Annotated in this window: 14 protein-coding genes, 1 tRNA gene, 1 pseudogene and 1 other annotated feature; of the genes and pseudogenes, 3 read left to right on the top strand and 13 right to left on the bottom strand. The window is 64.9% G+C overall.

The window, feature by feature from the left end; translation table 11 throughout:
• Positions 1-99: 99 nt before the first annotated feature.
• The 4 genes from NKJ00_RS04355 to cysK all read right to left on the bottom strand — a co-directional run bounded on the left by NKJ00_RS04355 (position 100) and on the right by cysK (position 3591).
• Positions 100-471, bottom strand: coding sequence for a hypothetical protein (locus NKJ00_RS04355; RefSeq protein WP_352442630.1), 372 nt, complete (start codon positions 469-471; stop codon positions 100-102).
• A gap of 124 nt (positions 472-595) precedes the next feature.
• Positions 596-952 carry a hypothetical protein gene (locus NKJ00_RS04350; RefSeq protein ID WP_352628902.1) on the bottom strand — a complete coding sequence of 119 codons (357 nt, stop codon included), beginning with the start codon at positions 950-952 and terminating at the stop codon, positions 596-598.
• A 49-nt stretch (positions 953-1001) separates the two neighbouring features.
• A complete protein-coding gene (locus NKJ00_RS04345) occupies positions 1002-2489 on the bottom strand; it encodes a pyridoxal phosphate-dependent decarboxylase family protein (RefSeq protein WP_352628900.1) in 1488 nt (495 codons plus the stop codon).
• A 13-nt stretch (positions 2490-2502) separates the two neighbouring features.
• The gene (gene cysK / locus NKJ00_RS04340; RefSeq protein ID WP_352628898.1) at positions 2503-3591 is read right to left on the bottom strand and encodes a cysteine synthase A; all 1089 of its coding nucleotides are present in this window, start codon (positions 3589-3591) and stop codon (positions 2503-2505) included.
• A 254-nt stretch (positions 3592-3845) separates the two neighbouring features.
• On the opposite strand from cysK, the gene NKJ00_RS04335 reads away from it, so the two are divergent.
• From NKJ00_RS04335 to NKJ00_RS04325, 3 genes and pseudogenes are all read left to right on the top strand, one after another.
• Positions 3846-5831: a BTAD domain-containing putative transcriptional regulator gene (locus tag NKJ00_RS04335; protein ID WP_352629070.1), complete on the top strand. Its 1986-nt coding sequence runs from the start codon at positions 3846-3848 to the stop codon at positions 5829-5831.
• A 126-nt stretch (positions 5832-5957) separates the two neighbouring features.
• Positions 5958-6140 (top strand): hypothetical protein, encoded by a 183-nt coding sequence (locus NKJ00_RS04330; protein ID WP_013528612.1) that lies wholly within the window; start codon positions 5958-5960, stop codon positions 6138-6140.
• 105 nt (positions 6141-6245) lie between these two features.
• Positions 6246-6560, top strand: a pseudogene (locus NKJ00_RS04325) (YkvA family protein); the annotation flags it as partial.
• 133 nt (positions 6561-6693) lie between these two features.
• Here NKJ00_RS04325 and NKJ00_RS04320 read toward each other — a convergent pair.
• The 9 genes from NKJ00_RS04320 to mepA form a co-directional block, all read right to left on the bottom strand.
• Positions 6694-6999 carry a UBP-type zinc finger domain-containing protein gene (locus NKJ00_RS04320; protein WP_352628896.1) on the bottom strand — a complete coding sequence of 102 codons (306 nt, stop codon included), beginning with the start codon at positions 6997-6999 and terminating at the stop codon, positions 6694-6696.
• Positions 6999-8684: an FAD-dependent oxidoreductase gene (locus tag NKJ00_RS04315; RefSeq protein ID WP_352628894.1), complete on the bottom strand. Its 1686-nt coding sequence runs from the start codon at positions 8682-8684 to the stop codon at positions 6999-7001. Before NKJ00_RS04315 ends, NKJ00_RS04320 begins: the two co-directional genes overlap by 1 nt.
• A gap of 151 nt (positions 8685-8835) precedes the next feature.
• The gene (locus NKJ00_RS04310; protein WP_352628892.1) at positions 8836-10320 is read right to left on the bottom strand and encodes a SulP family inorganic anion transporter; all 1485 of its coding nucleotides are present in this window, start codon (positions 10318-10320) and stop codon (positions 8836-8838) included.
• A 72-nt stretch (positions 10321-10392) separates the two neighbouring features.
• Positions 10393-10448: a sequence feature (sul1 is cis-regulatory element that is thought to sense ions involved in sulfur or methionine metabolism; They are found in Alphaproteobacteria), on the bottom strand.
• 185 nt (positions 10449-10633) lie between these two features.
• Positions 10634-10718, bottom strand: a tRNA-Leu gene (locus NKJ00_RS04305).
• Positions 10719-10791: 73 nt separating this feature from the next.
• A complete protein-coding gene (locus NKJ00_RS04300) occupies positions 10792-11412 on the bottom strand; it encodes a 2,3-bisphosphoglycerate-dependent phosphoglycerate mutase (RefSeq protein WP_127268270.1) in 621 nt (206 codons plus the stop codon).
• 41 nt (positions 11413-11453) lie between these two features.
• Positions 11454-12275 (bottom strand): 4-hydroxy-tetrahydrodipicolinate reductase, encoded by an 822-nt coding sequence (gene dapB / locus NKJ00_RS04295; protein WP_352628890.1) that lies wholly within the window; start codon positions 12273-12275, stop codon positions 11454-11456.
• Positions 12272-14131, bottom strand: coding sequence for an ABC transporter ATP-binding protein (locus NKJ00_RS04290; RefSeq protein ID WP_352628888.1), 1860 nt, complete (start codon positions 14129-14131; stop codon positions 12272-12274). Before NKJ00_RS04290 ends, dapB begins: the two co-directional genes overlap by 4 nt.
• A gap of 138 nt (positions 14132-14269) precedes the next feature.
• Positions 14270-15295, bottom strand: a complete 1026-nt coding sequence (locus tag NKJ00_RS04285; protein ID WP_352628885.1) for a glucokinase — start codon at positions 15293-15295, stop codon at positions 14270-14272.
• Positions 15296-15495: 200 nt separating this feature from the next.
• Positions 15496-16584 (bottom strand): penicillin-insensitive murein endopeptidase, encoded by a 1089-nt coding sequence (gene mepA, locus NKJ00_RS04280; protein ID WP_352628883.1) that lies wholly within the window; start codon positions 16582-16584, stop codon positions 15496-15498.
• Positions 16585-16635 lie beyond the last annotated feature (51 nt).

The raw sequence follows: 16635 nt of genomic DNA, 5'->3' as shown, positions 1-16635 counted from the left end.
GCCTGAAGCACGTCGCGTCTGAACAGTTCGAGGCGGCGCGCGCTGGGTATTTGCACAGGCTATGGCTCCGGCCCGAAGACCGTCAAGCTGGCAAACCGGTCAGGGGACCAGCTCGATCTCCTCGGTCTCGCCGCCGCTACAGGTGTAGCAGCAATCCTCGCATTTTTCCGTGTTGCCGGGACCGACGCCCCAATAGGTGCCCTCGTCGCCATCGACCCAGGCGCCGTAGCAGATCGCTTCGCCCGCGTTGCAGGATATCGGCAGCTGCTTGGTCTCGCCGTCGTCGAGGAAATAGTCCTTGTCCTCGCCCGGCCAGACATAGTCGCGATCCTGGCTGTAGAGCTCGACGCGCATGGCGTTCGGGTGGCTGTTCTTGATGGCGAAGGTGACATCGTCGGCTTGCGCCGCCGACGCAACCAGCATGACGAAGGACAGCGCGGCCAGCATGCGGCGCGCATAGGCATGAAACATGATAACCCCCGAATAAGCGGCCCACCCGGCCGCAGGGCGACCATTGCATGCAGCGCTGAACCGCGGAAGTGGACCGGACGGGCCGATCCCCGACTTAATTTGGGTCCAACGAAACTTCCGCGCTCTACGGCACCAGATCGATCGTCTCGGTCGAGTGTTCCACGCAGATGAAGCAGCAAGTGTCGCAGGGCTGGTCATTGTCCGGCCCGACGCCGGCCGAGAGGCTGTCATTGCCGTCAACCCAGGCGCCATAGCAGATATGTTCGCCCTGATTGCAGGACAGCGGCACGGATTTCTGCGACCCGGGTTCGATCAGGAACACCTTGTCATTGCCCGGCCAGACCGTCTCACGGTCGCGGCTGAACAGCTCGACCGCGACAGATTCCTTGCGCAGGTTCTTGACGAAAAAGGCCATGTCGGCGGCCTGCGCCGGGGCGGTGAAGACCAGCGCTGCCAGTGCAACCATACGAAACAGCGTCACGGCCTGGATCTCCCGAATCATCGCGGCAGAATCGCATGCCTGCCCGTAACTAGGAAGGCGCGGAACCCTGCGTTGCGATGTCATGCCCCAGCCGCACCGTTTCATGCACCAGAAGGTCGAGATCCTCGCGCCGTGTGCGATGGTTGGTGATCGCCACGCGCAACCAGTGCTCGCCATGCACCGTGGTGTCCGAAAGGGCCGCAATGCCCTGTTCCTGCAGCCGCAGCATGATCTCCGTGTTGAGCGCCTTCAGAGCCTCGCCTGTCAGACCGGGCTGATAGCGGAAGCAGACGATGTTGACGGTCGGCGATGCCGCCAGCTGCAACCGCGGCGCGGCCTCGATCAGGCCGGCAAGATAGACGGCCTGAGCAATGTTCTGGTCGATCAGGCGGCCGAATTTCTCGACACCGTGCTCCTTCAGTGCCATCCACACCTTCAGCGCGCGAAAACCGCGCGATGTCTGCAGGCCGTAGTCGTGCAGCCATTCGCCGGAAGCAAGGCCGCGCGGCGTCGATTCCAGATATTCCGGCGTCACCGCGAAGGTCCCCCGATGCGCGGCGGCATCCCTGACCAGGGCGCAGCCGACCTCGAACGGCGCGTGCAGCCATTTGTGCGGATCGAGCGCGACCGAATCCGCCCGTTCGATGCCGGCGACGCGATGGGCATTTTCAGGCGCAATCGCGATCAGCGCGCCGATGCAGCCGTCGACATGGAACCAGAGGCTTTCCTCATGTGCCAGCTTCGCTAGCGCCTGCAAATCGTCGATCGCCCCGGTGTTGACCGTGCCGGCCGTACCGATGACGCAGGCCGGCTTGAACCCTGCCGCGCGGTCCTCAGTGATCGCCGCACGCAAGGCATTGATATCGATGCGCAGCCCGGCATCGGTCGGGATGCGGCGCAGTGCCCGGTTGCCGAGGCCGAGTGCCTCCATCGCCTTGCGGTGGCACGAGTGTATCTGCTCCGAGCCGTAGAAGCGCAGCGGCTTTTCGATGGCGGCGACACCGTGCTCACGCACGTCGATGCCGGCCTTGACGTTGCGCGCCACGGTCAGCCCTATGATGTTGGCCATCGAGCCGCCGCTGACCAGCGTGCCGCCGGCAGAAGCTGGAAAGCCCAGCATCTCCTTGCACCAGTTCACCACCTGGCTGTCCATCAGCCCGGCGGCGTGGTTGCCGCCGCCGAGGTTCGAGCCCTGTATAGCCGCCAGGAAATCGCCGAGCGCGCCGGTGAAGTTGCTCGACCCCATATACCAGGACCAGAAGCGCGGATGGATATTGCCCATCGGATAGGACATCACCGTGCGGGACACCTCGGCATAGACAGCATCCAGCGGCGCCGGGGAGCGCGGCAGCGGCGCCGAGAAGGCCTTTCTCACATCGGCCGGCATCTCCCGCCAGACCGGGCGGTCGCGCACATCGCGGAGATAATCGACCGCATCGTCGATGACCCGGTGCGACAGGGCCTGCACATCGGCCCAGTCCAGGGGATCGAGCGTTTCCTCGGCCACCAGGCCGAGGTTTTCTTGCACGGCGTCCATACCAGATCTCCCGTCAAGCCGCGGGAAACTGACAGCCGGGCGTCGAGCGCGACAGGGCGGCCTCCTCGGCATCCATCTCGGCCTCGATGCCGTCGAACAGCGGCGTCGACATGTAGCGCTCGCCGGTGTCGGGCAGCATGCACAGGATCACCGCCCCGGCCGGCGCCTTCTCCGCGACCTGCCGTGCCACGGCGAAAGTGGCGCCGCCGGAGATGCCGGTGAAGATGCCCTCTTTCCGCGCCAATTCCCTGGCCCATTTGATGCCCTCGGGTCCGGCGATCGGCATCACCTCGTCATAGAGGCTGGTGTCGATCGCCTCCTGCAGCACGTTGGGGATGAAATCCGGCGTCCAGCCCTGGATCGGGTGCGGCTCGAAGGCTGGATGGCTGGCGGCCGGGGCACCATCGGTGCCGCGCTGCTGCACCTTGCCGCTGCCGATGAGCTGCGCGTTGGCCGGCTCGGAGAGCACGATGCGGGTTTCCGGACGCTCGCGGCGCAGCACGCGCGCCACGCCGACCACCGTGCCGCCGGTGCCATAGCCGGTGACGAAGCAATCGAGCCGCGAGCCGGCGAAATCATTGACGATCTCGCGCGCCGTCGTTGCCTCGTGGATGGCGGCGTTGGCCGCTGTTTCAAACTGGCGGGCAAGGAACCAGCCATTGGCCTCGGCCAGTTCCACCGCCTTCTTGTACATGCCGAAACCTTTTTCGGCGCGCGGCGTCAGCACCACCTTGGCGCCCAGCATGCGCATCAGCTTGCGGCGCTCGACCGAAAAACTGTCGGCCATGGTGACGACCAGCGGATAGCCCTTTTGCGCGCAGACCATGGCGAGGCCGATGCCGGTGTTGCCGCTGGTCGCCTCGACCACCGTCTGGCCCGGCTTCAGCGCACCGCTGCGCTCGCCCTCCTCGATGATGTTGAGCGCCAGCCGGTCCTTCACCGAGGCGCCGGGATTGAAATACTCGGCTTTGACGTAGATCGTCGCGTGGGACGGTCCGAGATTGTTGATGCGAACCACCGGCGTGTCGCCGACGGTGTCGAGAATGCTGTCGAACAGGCGGCCGCGCCCGGCCGTGGTTCTGATCTTCTGCTGCTGCAACATCTTGGTCTCCCTGATTGTCATCGTGTTTTGTCTTCACGGGCCGGTTACAAGCCAGCGGGTTGGGCGGCGAGGTTTGGTGACCTTGCCGCGCTAGGACTGACATGCCGCACAGCGGCAATGGCTGTATCCGGCGCTGAAATCCGCTGCCGGATGCGCCGTGTCGTGTTTGGTGATACAGGAGAGGCCGACAGGCCAGCGTGGGAGCAGGCGTGGAAACGCACGTGGAATCCAACCGATCGAGGCTGGACGGCGACATGCCGGACCTGTCGGTGCGCCTGCTCGGGCCGCTGATGATCTCCCACGACGGCGCTCCGGTAGCCCTCCCCGCGTCACGCAAGCTGCGCGCGCTGCTCGCCTATCTGGCGCTGGCGCCGCATCCGGTCGGCCGCAGTCGCCTGTGCGAGTTGTTGTGGGATGTGCCGAACGACCCAAGGGGCGAACTGCGCTGGTGCCTGAGCAAGCTGCGGAGCGCGCTCGACGCGGTGGGCCGACACCGGGTTGCGACACAGGGGGACACGGTCGCACTCGATCTGAGCGATTGCCTGGTCGATGCGCTGGAGGTGAGCCGCGCCGCCACGCAAGGGCTCGGCAGCCTTGATGTCGAGCGCTTGCGGACGCTGGCCAAACTGTTTGCCGGCGATTTCCTCGACGGGCTGGAGCTCGAGCGCAGCCCGCATTTCAACAGCTGGCTGACCGCGCAGCGCCGCCGCTTCCACTCGTGCCACGTCGCCGTGCTGGAGCAACTCGTCGGCAGCCTGGCGGCAGACAGCGACGAGGCAATCGCCCATCTCGACACATGGGTGGAACTGGCGCCGTTCGACCGGCGTGCACATGCGGCACTTTTGGCAGGTCTGGCCGGACGCGGCGAGATCGGCGCGGCTGAAGAGCATCTGGCGGCGGCAGAACAGTTGTTCAAATCGGAAGAACTGGATTTCGCACCGCTTCGCGCGGCCTGGCGGGCGATCCGTGACCGACAGTCGGGCATCTCGCTTCGGACGGCCTGCCTGTCCACACTATCGCCATTGGTGGCCACGCCGACCGCACCCGGCCCGGTCGAGCCCAGCCATGCTTCGCTGGCGGTGATGCCGTTTGTCGAGGAGGTCGGCGGCGCACGCGGCGGATTGGCCGACGGTTTCACCCACGACATCATCACCCGCCTGGCCAAGCTCAGGGACTTCTTCGTCATCGCGCGCGGATCGGTGTTTGCGCTGGCAGAGCAGAACATCGCGCCCGAGGATGCCGGCCGCCGGCTGAATGTCGACTATGTCGCCACCGGCACGGTGCGCAGCCCGTCCGGCCGCCTCATCGTCAGCGTCGAACTGATCGAGGTGCGCAGCGCCAGGATCGTCTGGGCCGAGACCTTCGAGCGCAGGCCCGATGACATCTTTTCCGTGCTTGACGACATCGGCAACAGCATCGTCTCCTCGATCTCGGCCGAGATCGAAACGGTCGAGCGCAACCGCGCCATGCTGAAGGCGCCCTGCTCGCTCAACGCCTGGGAGGCCTATCATCGCGGCCTCTGGCACATGTACCGCTTCACCCAGGCCGAAAACGAGCAGGCGCGGCATTTCTTTGCCCAGGCCTTGCAGCTCGACCCGACCTTTGCGCGCGCCTATGCCGGCCTGTCCTTCACCCACTGGCAGAACGCCTTCCAGCGCTGGGGCGACCGCGACCGCGAAAGCGCGCTGGCCTTCGAGAGCGCCGGACACAGCCTGCTGGTCGACGACCACAATCCGGCCGCGCATTGGGCAATGGGCCGGGCGCTGTGGCTGCGCGGCGAGCAGGACGGTTCGCTGCTCGAACTGGAACGGGCTGTCGATCTCAGCCCCAACTTCGCGCTCGGCCACTACGCGCTGTCCTTCGTGCATTCGCAGTCGGGCGACCCGCGAGCGGCGATAGGCTCTTCCGATCATTCGCGCCATCTCAGCCCGTTCGACCCGCTGCTGTTCGGCATGCTGGGCGCACGCGCCATGGCGCATGTCCGGCTCGGCCAGTTCGAGGAAGCGGCCGAATGGGCGCTGAAGGCGGCGGCGCGGCCCAACGCCCACGCCATCATACTGGCGATCGCCGCACACTGCCTGGCGCTGGCCGGACGGCTCGACGAGGCGCGCGGCTTCGCCGCCGCCATTCGCAAGACAAGGCCGGACTATTGCGCCGACGATTTCATCGGCACCTTCCGCTTCGAGCCGGATGCCGTGGCGCTGTTCCGGCAGGGCGCCAAGCTTATCGGGCTGAACTGAAGCTGGCATCGCCATCTGGGGCATCGCTTGGGAATTTCGCCTCAATTCCGCTGGGTTAACGAAGTCGGAAGGAGTTGTTTAACCGTTCGCGGCTATGTCACCGCGTGGGGGACCGACAAAGTGAGTATGATGAGCAACAGCCCCGACAAGCGCAATGAATGGCGCGCCATCTTTTACGTGCAAGCTCGCGTCGCCATCCTGTTTGTCCCGGTGGTTGCCAGCCTGCTGATCATAGCGGCGCTTGCCGGAAACGAACGCAAGTCCGTTCCCAGCATGATCGACCCGACCGTCACCGGCTCCGTGCGGTAGACCAGCGGTCATCGGTTCTTCGAGACGCTCCCGGAGGCGGGCGCCTGGCGTGCGCTGTCGGCGGTTTTCATTTGGCGCTAAAATCATCCAATGGCACTGAATGAGTGGGCCCGAACGATCAAGCGCGATGTGCATGCGCTCTACCTCGCCGCTCGCGATCCCCGAACGCCCTGGTACGCCAAGGCGCTTGCCGTGTGTGTTGCAGGCTATGCCTTGTCGCCAATCGACCTGATCCCCGATTTCATTCCGGTGATCGGCTATCTCGACGACGTCATCCTTGTCCCTTTGGGCGTCCTTGCCGTGGTCAGGATGATACCGCCCGAGGTGATGGCGGAACACAGAAAGACCGCCGCGCTGGCCGCCGACAGGCCGGTGAGCCGCTACGCGGCGGTGATCATTGTTTGTATCTGGACTGCCTCCATCGTGCTGGCCGGGTGGCTGGGATATCTGTATTTCGCCGACCGACTGCCAAGCCGTTCAGCAGGGAAACCGCCGCCAAAGAAGCCCGGACGGATCGCGCTTTTCTCGGGATTCCGTCGCCATGCGGCGCCGCTCAAACAAAGTGCGGGATCGGGCCGTTCTGCGGGGTCACGTCGTCGCCGAGGTCGACAAACACCTCGTCGACATAGCACCATGCCCAGCCTTCCGGCGGATCGTAGCCCTCGATGATCGGATGCTTGGTGGCGTGAAAATGCTTGGTGGCGTGGCGGTTGGGCGAGTCGTCGCAGCAGCCGACATGGCCGCAGGTGCGGCAGAGCCGCAGATGTACCCATTGCGATCCACTCTTCAGGCACTCCTCGCAGCCGAGGGCGCTCGGCGTCACCTTCCTGATGTCGCGCGTATGTCTGCATTCATCCATTATGGTCTCCCGGCCATTCGAGGTGTGTCGGCGTTGCCGCGCGCGAGATATGCATGCAATGCCGCGACCACCTGGGCGCCTTCGCCGACAGCCGCCGCGACCCGTTTCACCGAGCCGGCGCGAACGTCGCCTATGGCGAACACGCCGCTGCGGCTGGTCTCCATCTGCGCCGATCCTATGTCCGATCCGGTGCGCACGAAACCCCTGGCGTCCAGCGCCACATCGCAGTTCGCCAGCCAATCGGTATTCGGATCGGCGCCGATAAAGAGGAAGAGATGGCGGATCGAGCGCGTCGTTTTCGCGCCGCTGGCGCGGTTGCGCCAGCGCACTGTGGCAAGATTGCCCTCTTCGCCCTCCAGAGCCTCGATTTCGGTCCCGGTCAGCACCTCGATGTTCGGTTGCGCCCGGATGCGCTCGACCAGATAGCGCGACATGCTGGCATCGAGGCTGCCGCCGCGCGCCAGCAGCGCCACCTTCCGCGCATGGCTGGCCAGATAGACGGCCGCCTGTCCGGCCGAGTTGCCCGCGCCGACCAGCGCCACTTCCTGGTCCGCGCAAAGCCGACCTTCGATGGGCGACGCCCAGTAATGCACGGACGTCCCCTCGAACCGCGCCAGATTGGCGATGTCGAGGCGGCGATAGCGCGCGCCGCTGGCGATCACCACGCTGCGCGTGCGCACGGTCTCGCCGTCGCCGACATCGAGCAGATAGCGGGCGCCTGACGCGTCGGTGGCGGTGCTCAAAAGCTTCGCCTCGTCCGGGATGACCATTTCGACGCCGAATTTCTGCGCCTGGTTGTAGGCGCGCGCCATCAGCGCCATGCCGGTTATGCCTGTGGGGAAACCGAGGTAGTTCTCGATGCGCGAGGAGGCGCCAGCCTGTCCGCCGAAGGCACGGCAATCGAGCACGATCGTCGACAGTCCTTCGGATGCCGCATAGACCGCCGCCGCCAGCCCTGCCGGGCCGGCGCCGACGATGGCCACGTCATACACCGCATCGGCATCGATCGGCCGCAGCAGGCCGATGCAGCGGGCGAGGTCCTTTTCGCCGGGGTTCATCAGCAGCCTGCCGTTTGGACAGAGCACGATCGGCAGGTGGTGAGGATCGACCTCGAAGCGTTCGACCAGGGTTTTGGCGCAGGGATCGCTGTCTGAATCGAGCACGCGGTGCGGTTGGCCGCTGCGGGCGAGGAAACCCTGCAGCCGCAACACGTCGGCATTGTCCTGGGGTCCGATGATGATCGGCCCGCTGGTGGCGCTCTCCAAAAGCCCGACGCGGCGCAAGATCAGCGCCCGCATGATGCGCTCGCCGAGATTGGCCTCCTGCACCATCAGGTCGCGCAGCCGCTGCGAGGCGATGACGAACGCCTCCACCGGTTCGGCGGCCTGCGCATTGACCAGCGAGGGACGGGCCGAAAGCTGCGCCAGTTCGCCGACAAAGCTGCCTGGACCGTGGGTGACGATCGTCTCGTGCCGGCCGAGCCCCCCGTCCTGGGTGATATCCACGCTGCCCGACAGCACGACGATCAGACCGGGCGCCACATCGCCCGCCGTGACGATGTTCTCGCCGGCCGCATAGGCGCTGGCCTCGCCGAACCGGCGCATGCGGTCGATGTCCATCTCGGCCAGCGTGGGGAACGCCTGGTCGCGGCGGGCACCGAAGATCTGGGTGGTGGATTGAGCCATGGTTGAGCGTAGCGAAGCGGGCGCGGAGTTTGAAGCGGTTTGTTGGAGCCCTGACCAGGGGGGTCTGGCTGGTAGACACCACGCCGTCGTCATCTCGGGCGAGGAACCAAACCGAGACACCAGCCGAAGAACCTCAGTCGGAAGGCCTTCGTCAGTGGCTGAAGACTCGTTCCAAAGCACCCGGTTCATTGTGCATGGCAAGTTTGTCCATGATGGTGACGCTGGCCTCGTTGAGACCTACCACCTCCACCTCGACGCCCTCGCGGCGGAACTTGAGAACGGCGGTGTCGACTGCGCTGACGCCAGTGAGGTCCCAGATATGAGCGTGAGTGACGTCGATGAGGGCGCGCTGGAGGCGCTCCTTGAAATCGAACGCGTTCAGGAAATCCTCCGCTGAAGCGAAGAATAACTGACCCTCGATAAGGTAATGGCGCTCCGCGCCGTCGCCACTGAGGGTCGAGGTGACGCGGAAAATCTGCGACACCTTCCAAGCGAAGAAGATGCCCGAGAGCAGCACGCCCACCCCGACACCAAGCGCGAGATTGTGGGTCCCGACCACGGTGATCACTGTCGCCAGCATGACGATGCTTGAACGACGGGGGTGCTTCCTGAGATCGTTCAGAGAAGACCAGCTGAACGTGCCAATCGATACCATGATCATGATGGCGACCAGGGCCGGCATGGGAATGACGCGCAGCCAGTCGCCAAGCGATATGAGCATGAACAACAGGAACGCCCCGGCCACAAATGTGGAAAGCCGCGTGCGCCCACCAGATTTGACGTTGATAACCGACTGGCCGATCATGGCGCAACCGGCCATGCCGCCCAGGAACCCGGTTACGAAGTTGGCGATACCCTGGCCAACACATTCACGGTTCTTGTCGCTTTTTGTGTCGGTCATCTGGTCGACAATGGACGCCGTCAGTAGGCTTTCGAGCAGGCCAACCGCGGCCACACCGAGTGAATAAGGCAAAATGATCCACAGCGTTTCCAGCGTGAAAGGCACGTCTGGCAGCAGGAAGGTCGGCAGGCTCGACGGCAGTTCGCCGAGGTCGCCCACCGTCCGCACGTCGATGTGAAGCAGCAGCGATAGGGTGGTGAGCACGATGATGCACACCAGAGGCGAGGGCACCGCCTTCGTGATGCGGGGAAACAGATAGATGATGGCAAGGCCGAGACTGATCATCGCATAGGTTTGCCACGGCATGCCGACCAGTTCCGGCAGTTGGGCCATGAAGATCAGAATCGCAAGCGCGTTGACAAATCCGGTCATCACCGAGCGCGACACGAACCGCATCACATAACCCAGCCTGGCGAAGCCGGCCGCGACCTGGACCACGCCGGCCAGAATGGTTGCCGCGAGCAGGTATTGCAGACCATGGTCGCGCACCAATGTGACCATAAGCACGGCTGTCGCCGCGGTGGCAGCTGAAATCATCGCCGGCCGGCCGCCGGTGATGGAGATAATCATGGCGATGGAGAAAGAAGCGTAGAGCCCAATCTTGGGATCAACGCCGGCAATGACAGAAAACCCGATGGCTTCTGGTATCAGCGCCAGGGCGACAACAATGCCCGCGAGCACGTCGCCGCGCAGGTTGCCGCGCCACTCGTCGCGGTAGGTTTTGAATGTGAGCATGGAATTCCGGTCAATCATTTCCAGACCGCGACGGACCGCAGCCCATCATTGTCAGCGCAGATCTGGTTTTGTTGTTGTCCGGCGGATCGGCGGCCGGAAGAGCCACCCGGAATTGCACCGGGTCCATCTTGGATATCTGCACATAGCCGCAAATTTTGGTGCAGCGCAACAAGTCTTTGCTGCACGGCGCAGGCGCTGGCCTCGCTGAAACGGCCGTTTTAGGAGTGACCTTGAGCCGCGCAAAGAAAAAGCCCGGACGAACCGGGCTTTTTCTTTAAGTTTCTGAACCGTCGAAGGGTTCGGAACGGGAATTTGGTGCCCAGAAGAGGACTCGAACCTCCACTCCTTGCGGAACACGGACCTGAACCGTGCGCGTCTACCAATTCCGCCATCTGGGCTGGTGCGGGCTCATGTAAGCGGGCAAGCGATTGCTGTCAACGCGCTTTTTTCGCGGTTGCTCCGTTCGCCGGCTCAGTCGTCCAGCACTTCCTTGGACGCGACGGTGGAATCGGCGTTGAGCTGGTAGATGACCGGCACGCCGGTGCCGAGTTCCAGCTTGACGATCTCCTCGCCCGACTTGCCGTCGAGCGCCATGATCAGCGCGCGCAGCGAGTTGCCGTGCGCGGCGACCAGCACGGTGCCGCCACGCAGCACATGCGGCTGCAGATCGTGCAGGTAATAGGGCCAGACGCGGGCGCCAGTGTCCTTAAGGCTTTCGCCGGCGGGCGGCGGCACATCGTAGGACCGGCGCCAGACATGCACCTGCTCCTCGCCCCATTTCTTGCGGGCGTCGTCCTTGTTCAGGCCGGAGAGGTCGCCATAGTCGCGCTCGTTGAGCGCCTGGTCGCGGATGGTCTTCAGGTCGCTCTGGCCGACCGCGTCGAGGATGTGCTGGCAGGTCTTTTGCGCCCGGATCAGCGCCGAGGTGAAGGCGATGTCGAATTTCAGGCCGCGCGCCTTGAGTTTTTGGCCGGCGGCCTTGGCCTCGGCGTGGCCCTGCTCGGTCAGGTCGACGTCGCGCCAGCCGGTGAACAGGTTTTTCAAATTCCATTCGCTCTGGCCGTGGCGCACGAGCACGAGGGTTCTCGACATGTTTGCTCCCTTCAGGTTGGGCAAGTTGGCAGATTGGCCGCTCAGCTGAGGCCGAGCACGTCCCGCATCGAATACAGCCCCGGCTTCTTGCCACGAGCCCAAAGCGCCGCCTTGACGGCGCCCCGAGCGAAGATGGCGCGGTCCTCGGCGTGGTGGGCAAGCGTGATGCGCTCGCCGGTGCCTGCCAGCATCACGCTGTGGTCGCCGACGACAGAGCCGCCGCGCAGCGTGGCAAAGCCGATCGAGCCCGTCTTGCGCACGCCGGTGTGGCCGTCGCGGACGCGTACGTCATTGCCTGAAAGCTCGATACCACGCCCGGCGGCGGCGGCTTCACCCAGCAGCAGCGCTGTGCCCGATGGCGCGTCGACCTTGTGCTTATGGTGCATTTCGAGGATCTCGATGTCGAAATCGTCGGCATCGAGCGCGCGTGCCGCCTGCTCGACCAGCACCGCCAGTAGATTGACGCCGAGGCTCATATTGCCCGACTTGACGATCGTCGCATGGCGCGCCGCCGCCGCGATTTTCGCATTGTCGTCGGCCGTGCACCCGGTCGTGCCGATGACGTGAACGATGCGCGCTTGCGCGGCGTAGCCAGCGAATTCGACTGATGAGGCCGGGGTGGTGAAATCGAGCACGCCGTCTGCCTTGGCGAAGACCGGCAACGGGTCGTCGCCGATCGGCACATTGATGATGCCGATGCCCGCCAGTTCGCCCGCGTCCGTGCCCAGATAGGGCGAACCCGCCCGCTCGACCGCGCCGATGACCCGCGCGCCGGGGATGGTATGGATGGCACGGATCAGCGTCTGACCCATGCGGCCGGCAGCGCCCACCACCACAAGGCCCATATCGCCTGCTTCGCTCATGCGCTCCTCACAGAAGTCTTCTTCGCACGCGTGGCCCGGATCGGAGTTTGGATCGGCTCGCGGTCCTCGACAAGCCCCAGTCCCTTCTTGCCCTGGATGCGGTGGAAGCGGGAATAGATGCTGTCCGGGTCGGCCATCAGCGTCGCATGGGTGCCTTCCTCGACCAACCGGCCCTCTTCCAGCACGATGATGTGGTCGGCATTGACCACCGTCGACAGCCGATGCGCTATGACTATGGTCGTGCGGCCTTGCATGACTTGGGTCAGCGCTTCCTGGACGCGCGCCTCAGCCTCGTTGTCGAGCGCCGATGTCGCCTCGTCGAGCAGCAGGATCGGTGCCTGGCGCACGATGGCGCGGGCGATCGAGACGCGCTGGCGCTGGCCGCCGGAAAGGGTCGAGCCGCCTTCGCCGACCGGCGTGTCGTAACCTTGCGGCTGCTGGCGGATGAACTCGTCGGCTGCCGCCTGTTTCGCCGCCTGCTCGATCTCGGCGTCCGTGGCCGACAGACGGCCGTAGCGGATGTTGTCGCGGATCGTGCCCTCGAACAGATAGGGCGCCTGCGCCACATAGGCGATCGACTGCCGCAGCGAATGCTTGGTTACCTTCGAGATGTCCTGGCCATCGACCTCGATGCTGCCCCGGTCGACGTCGTAGAAGCGCTGCAAGAGCGCCACCAGCGTCGATTTGCCGGCGCCCGACGCACCGACGATCGCCGTCACCTTGCCGGCCGCGGCGGTAAAGCTCAGGTCCCTAAGCACCGGCATGTCGGCGCTGTAGCCGAACGTCACATTATCGAAACGCACCTCGCCGGTGGTGATCCTCGCCTCGACGGCATCGGGTGCGTCGCCCTGTTTCGGCTCCAGGTCGAGCAACTCGTAGATCATGCGCGCGTTGACCAGGGCACGTTCCATGCCCACCTGTGTGCGCGCCAGGCGTCTTGCCGGATCGTAAGCCATGATCAGTGCGGTGATGAAGGAGAAAACCGCGCCCGGCGGCTGCCCAAGATACAGCGCCCGGTAGCCGGAATAGGCAAGCACGGAGGTGATGGCGAGACCGCCCAGAATCTCGGAAATCGGCGACAGCCGCTCCGAGACGCGGGCGATCTTGTTGTTACGCTGCTCGGCCGTGTCCGCCATGATGCCGATGCGGCGCGCCAGCTCGGCCTCCAAGGTGAAGGCCTTGACGATGGCGATGCCTTGCGTGGCTTCCTGCACGGACCCGTTCAGCCGCGAATTGATCAGGACGGATTCCCGGTTGATACGCCGCAGTCGGCGGGTGATGTAGACGACGGCCCAGATCAGTGGAGGGCCGATCAGCAGCGAGCTGAGCGACAACACCGGATCCTGGTAGATCATCACGCCGACGAGAGCGACCAGCGTGACCGCGTCGCGGCTGATGGAGGTCAGTGTCAGCGACAGCAGATCGCGAACGCCGCCGACATTCTCGCTGACCTGTGCCGCCAGCCGACCGGAACGCGTATCGTTGAAGAAGTTGACGCCGAGCTTCATCAGATGGTCGAAGCTGCGCTTCTGGTAGCGCGCGACCAGATTGTTGCCGATACTGGCCAACGCGACTGCTTGGCCGTAACCGGCGAAGCCGCGCAGCAGGGAGGCTCCCATGAAACCGGCGCAGATCAACCAGAGCATATCGCCGCGTCGTTCGTAGAAGATCTGGTTGATCATCGGGGCCATGATCCACGCCGTGAAGGCAGTGGTGCCGGAAACGATCAGCAGGCAAGAGACGGCGACGACATAGGTCCAGCGATACTCGTTGCCGTTTTCAGCGAGGATGCGGCGGAGCACCGCTGTGACCTCGCCGGGCCGGGCTTTTTGTTTGTTTGGAGCTTGAAGTGTCAAATCGGGAGCGCTTTGTGGTTTTCCGCCTCGTGGGACCGGGGCTGCAAATTCGGCACCCCTCTTAACGCCCTGCGGCCTAATTGCCTATGCCCGCACCTGATTAACTTCGTCGCGGGGGCGCGAGCGCTTCGCTGGCTTTCAGGCCTGCCAGCGCCGGCCCTCGGTCTGGACGCCGAACAGCGAGGGGTTCCTGGCATAGGCGGCAAGGCCCAGAAGTGCGGCCAGCGGGTGGGTGATGACATAGACCGGCATGGTGCGCATCATCGCGCTGTGCGGCGCCTTGTCCTCGAAAGCGGCGCGGAAATTGCCGGCTTTCAGCGCCGGCACGATCTTCTGCGCGATGCCACCGGTGAGGAACACGCCGCCGCGGCTCATGAACACCAGAGCAAGGTCGCCTGCGGTGCGCCCAAGGCAGGTGACGAAGATCTCCAGCGCTTCCTCGGCAACCGGATCGGTTTTCGCAAGTGCCGCGGCAGTGATCTCCGCCGGCGTCGTGAAGGGCGACGCCTTGCCGTCCGCCTTGGCCACCGCCCGGTAGACATTGACCAGACCGCGCCCGCACAGGATCTGCTCGCCCGAAACGCGGCCTTCGAGCTTCTCGATATGCGGAAAAACCTCGAAATCGCGCGGTGTGCGCGGGCCGATGTCCATATGGCCGCCCTCGCCGGGGACCGGTATCCAGTGGTGCAGCGCATGGACCAGCCCGGCGACGCCGAGCCCGGTTCCCGGACCGAGCACGACGCGCCCGGCATTGGGCTCCGGCGTGCCGCCGCCGATCTTTTCCATGTGCTCCTCGCCGAGCGCGACGACGGCCAGCGCCTGCGCCTCGAAATCGTTGAGCACGACGATGTCGCTCAGGCCGAGGCTGGCGAACATTTTCCTCGGCTTGACGATCCAGGGGCAGTTGGTCAGCTCGATCTCGTCGCCGTCGACCGGGCCAGCCACCGCCAGCACCGCCGAATTGGGACGCACCGACGAGCGGTCGAGCACGGCCGCCTGGATCGCCTCGTCGATGGTGTTGTAGTTCGCCGTCTGGACGATGGTCGGCTCGCCTGCCTCGGAATTGGCGTCGAGCACGATCGAAAAGCGCGCATTGGTGCCGCCGATGTCGCCGATCAGGATCGGAAACCGCAGCAAAGTGTCGTCGTCGCCTGTGCGTGGCATGCTCTCGTCCGTCTCCGGCGCCCCCGACGGCATCTGGCCGTTCTTCCGTTGACTAGCGCATGGGTTTGAAAAGGGAAACGGTTTTCGACCCCGGCGGCGCGCTGAGGCCGGCTCTGCGGCCAAACCGCCACGGTTTCGCAAAAATGAGGCGTTGAACCGATTGAGCCTGCCTATAAGCTGTAAGCTATAAGCCGTGATCGTCAGTTTCCAGGCGGTCGCGGTCTCGGCAGCGGCACGCCGATCTCGGGAGTCGCCGTGAAAGCGTTCCCCGTGCTTGGCAGGCCGGCGGCGGCCGGGGTGGCGGGCAATGACGGCGCTTCGGATTCGGGCGCCGCGGCCGCGACCGGCACGCCGCCGCCATGGTAGGTAGCCGCCTCGGCCGACGACGGCCCCGGCGCGTCGAGCACGGCGCGGCATTCGCTCGGCAGGTTCGCCATCGTCATCAGGTCGCGGGCCTTGGGCGCATCGGGGTTCTTGTTGGGGCGCCAGGGCTCCTGCGTGAACCACCAGGCCAGCGGCTTGCCGCAACCGTCATCGTCCGGCGTCGCTTCCTGCGCCTTGCAGCCGGGCGATCCGGGCTGACAGCCGATGCGCATGTGGAAATGATAGTCGTGGCCCCAGAACGGCCTGACCTTACGCAGCCAGAAGCGGTCGCCCTTGACGGTATCGCAGAGCTTTTTCTTGATGCCCGGATTGACCAGGATGCGCTCGACCTGGCTGTAGCTTGCCGCGCGCTTCAAAAGCCTTGTGTGCGCTGGCGTCCACAGCGCGTCCTTCACCAGATGGGTCTTCTCATCGACCATCAAGGTGGCGCTCATCGATTCGCGCTGCGCCATCGACAGCGGGCGGCTGGGCATCGGCGTCAGCCAGATGTCGGCGTCGAGCCCGATCTGGTGCGAGGCATGTCCTGTCAGCATCGGGCCGCCGCGCGGCTGCGAAATGTCGCCGATCAGCAGGCCTGGCCAACCATCGGCCGCTGCGTCGCGCGACAATTTCTCGACTACCGCGATCATCGCCGGATGGCCCCAGCGGCGGTTGCGCGACGGCCGCATCACCTGCCAGGTCGGACCGTCCAAGGGAATGGCGACGCCGCCGGCAAAACAGCCCTTGGAATAGAATCCGATCGACTGCGCCGCGGTGGCGGCCGGCAGTTTCTTGGCGCCGAACAGGTCTTTTGCCCGCTCCTCGGCGGTCGCCGGCTGAACGGCTAACCCAAGCACGGCAAGCAGGCCGACCGCAGCGGCCAACAGGGGCGTTTTGCCGAAAGATGGCCTCATCGCTGTCTTCATGAACCCGGTTCTCCACCGCAATCCCAAGGCCGAATCATAGCACGCCGCGCC

Source organism: Mesorhizobium sp. M0227, assembly GCF_040321855.1.
Classification (GTDB): Bacteria; Pseudomonadota; Alphaproteobacteria; order Rhizobiales; family Rhizobiaceae; genus Mesorhizobium.
Note: the sequence above shows the minus strand (reverse complement) of the source record. Positions and strands in the feature narration are given on the sequence as shown.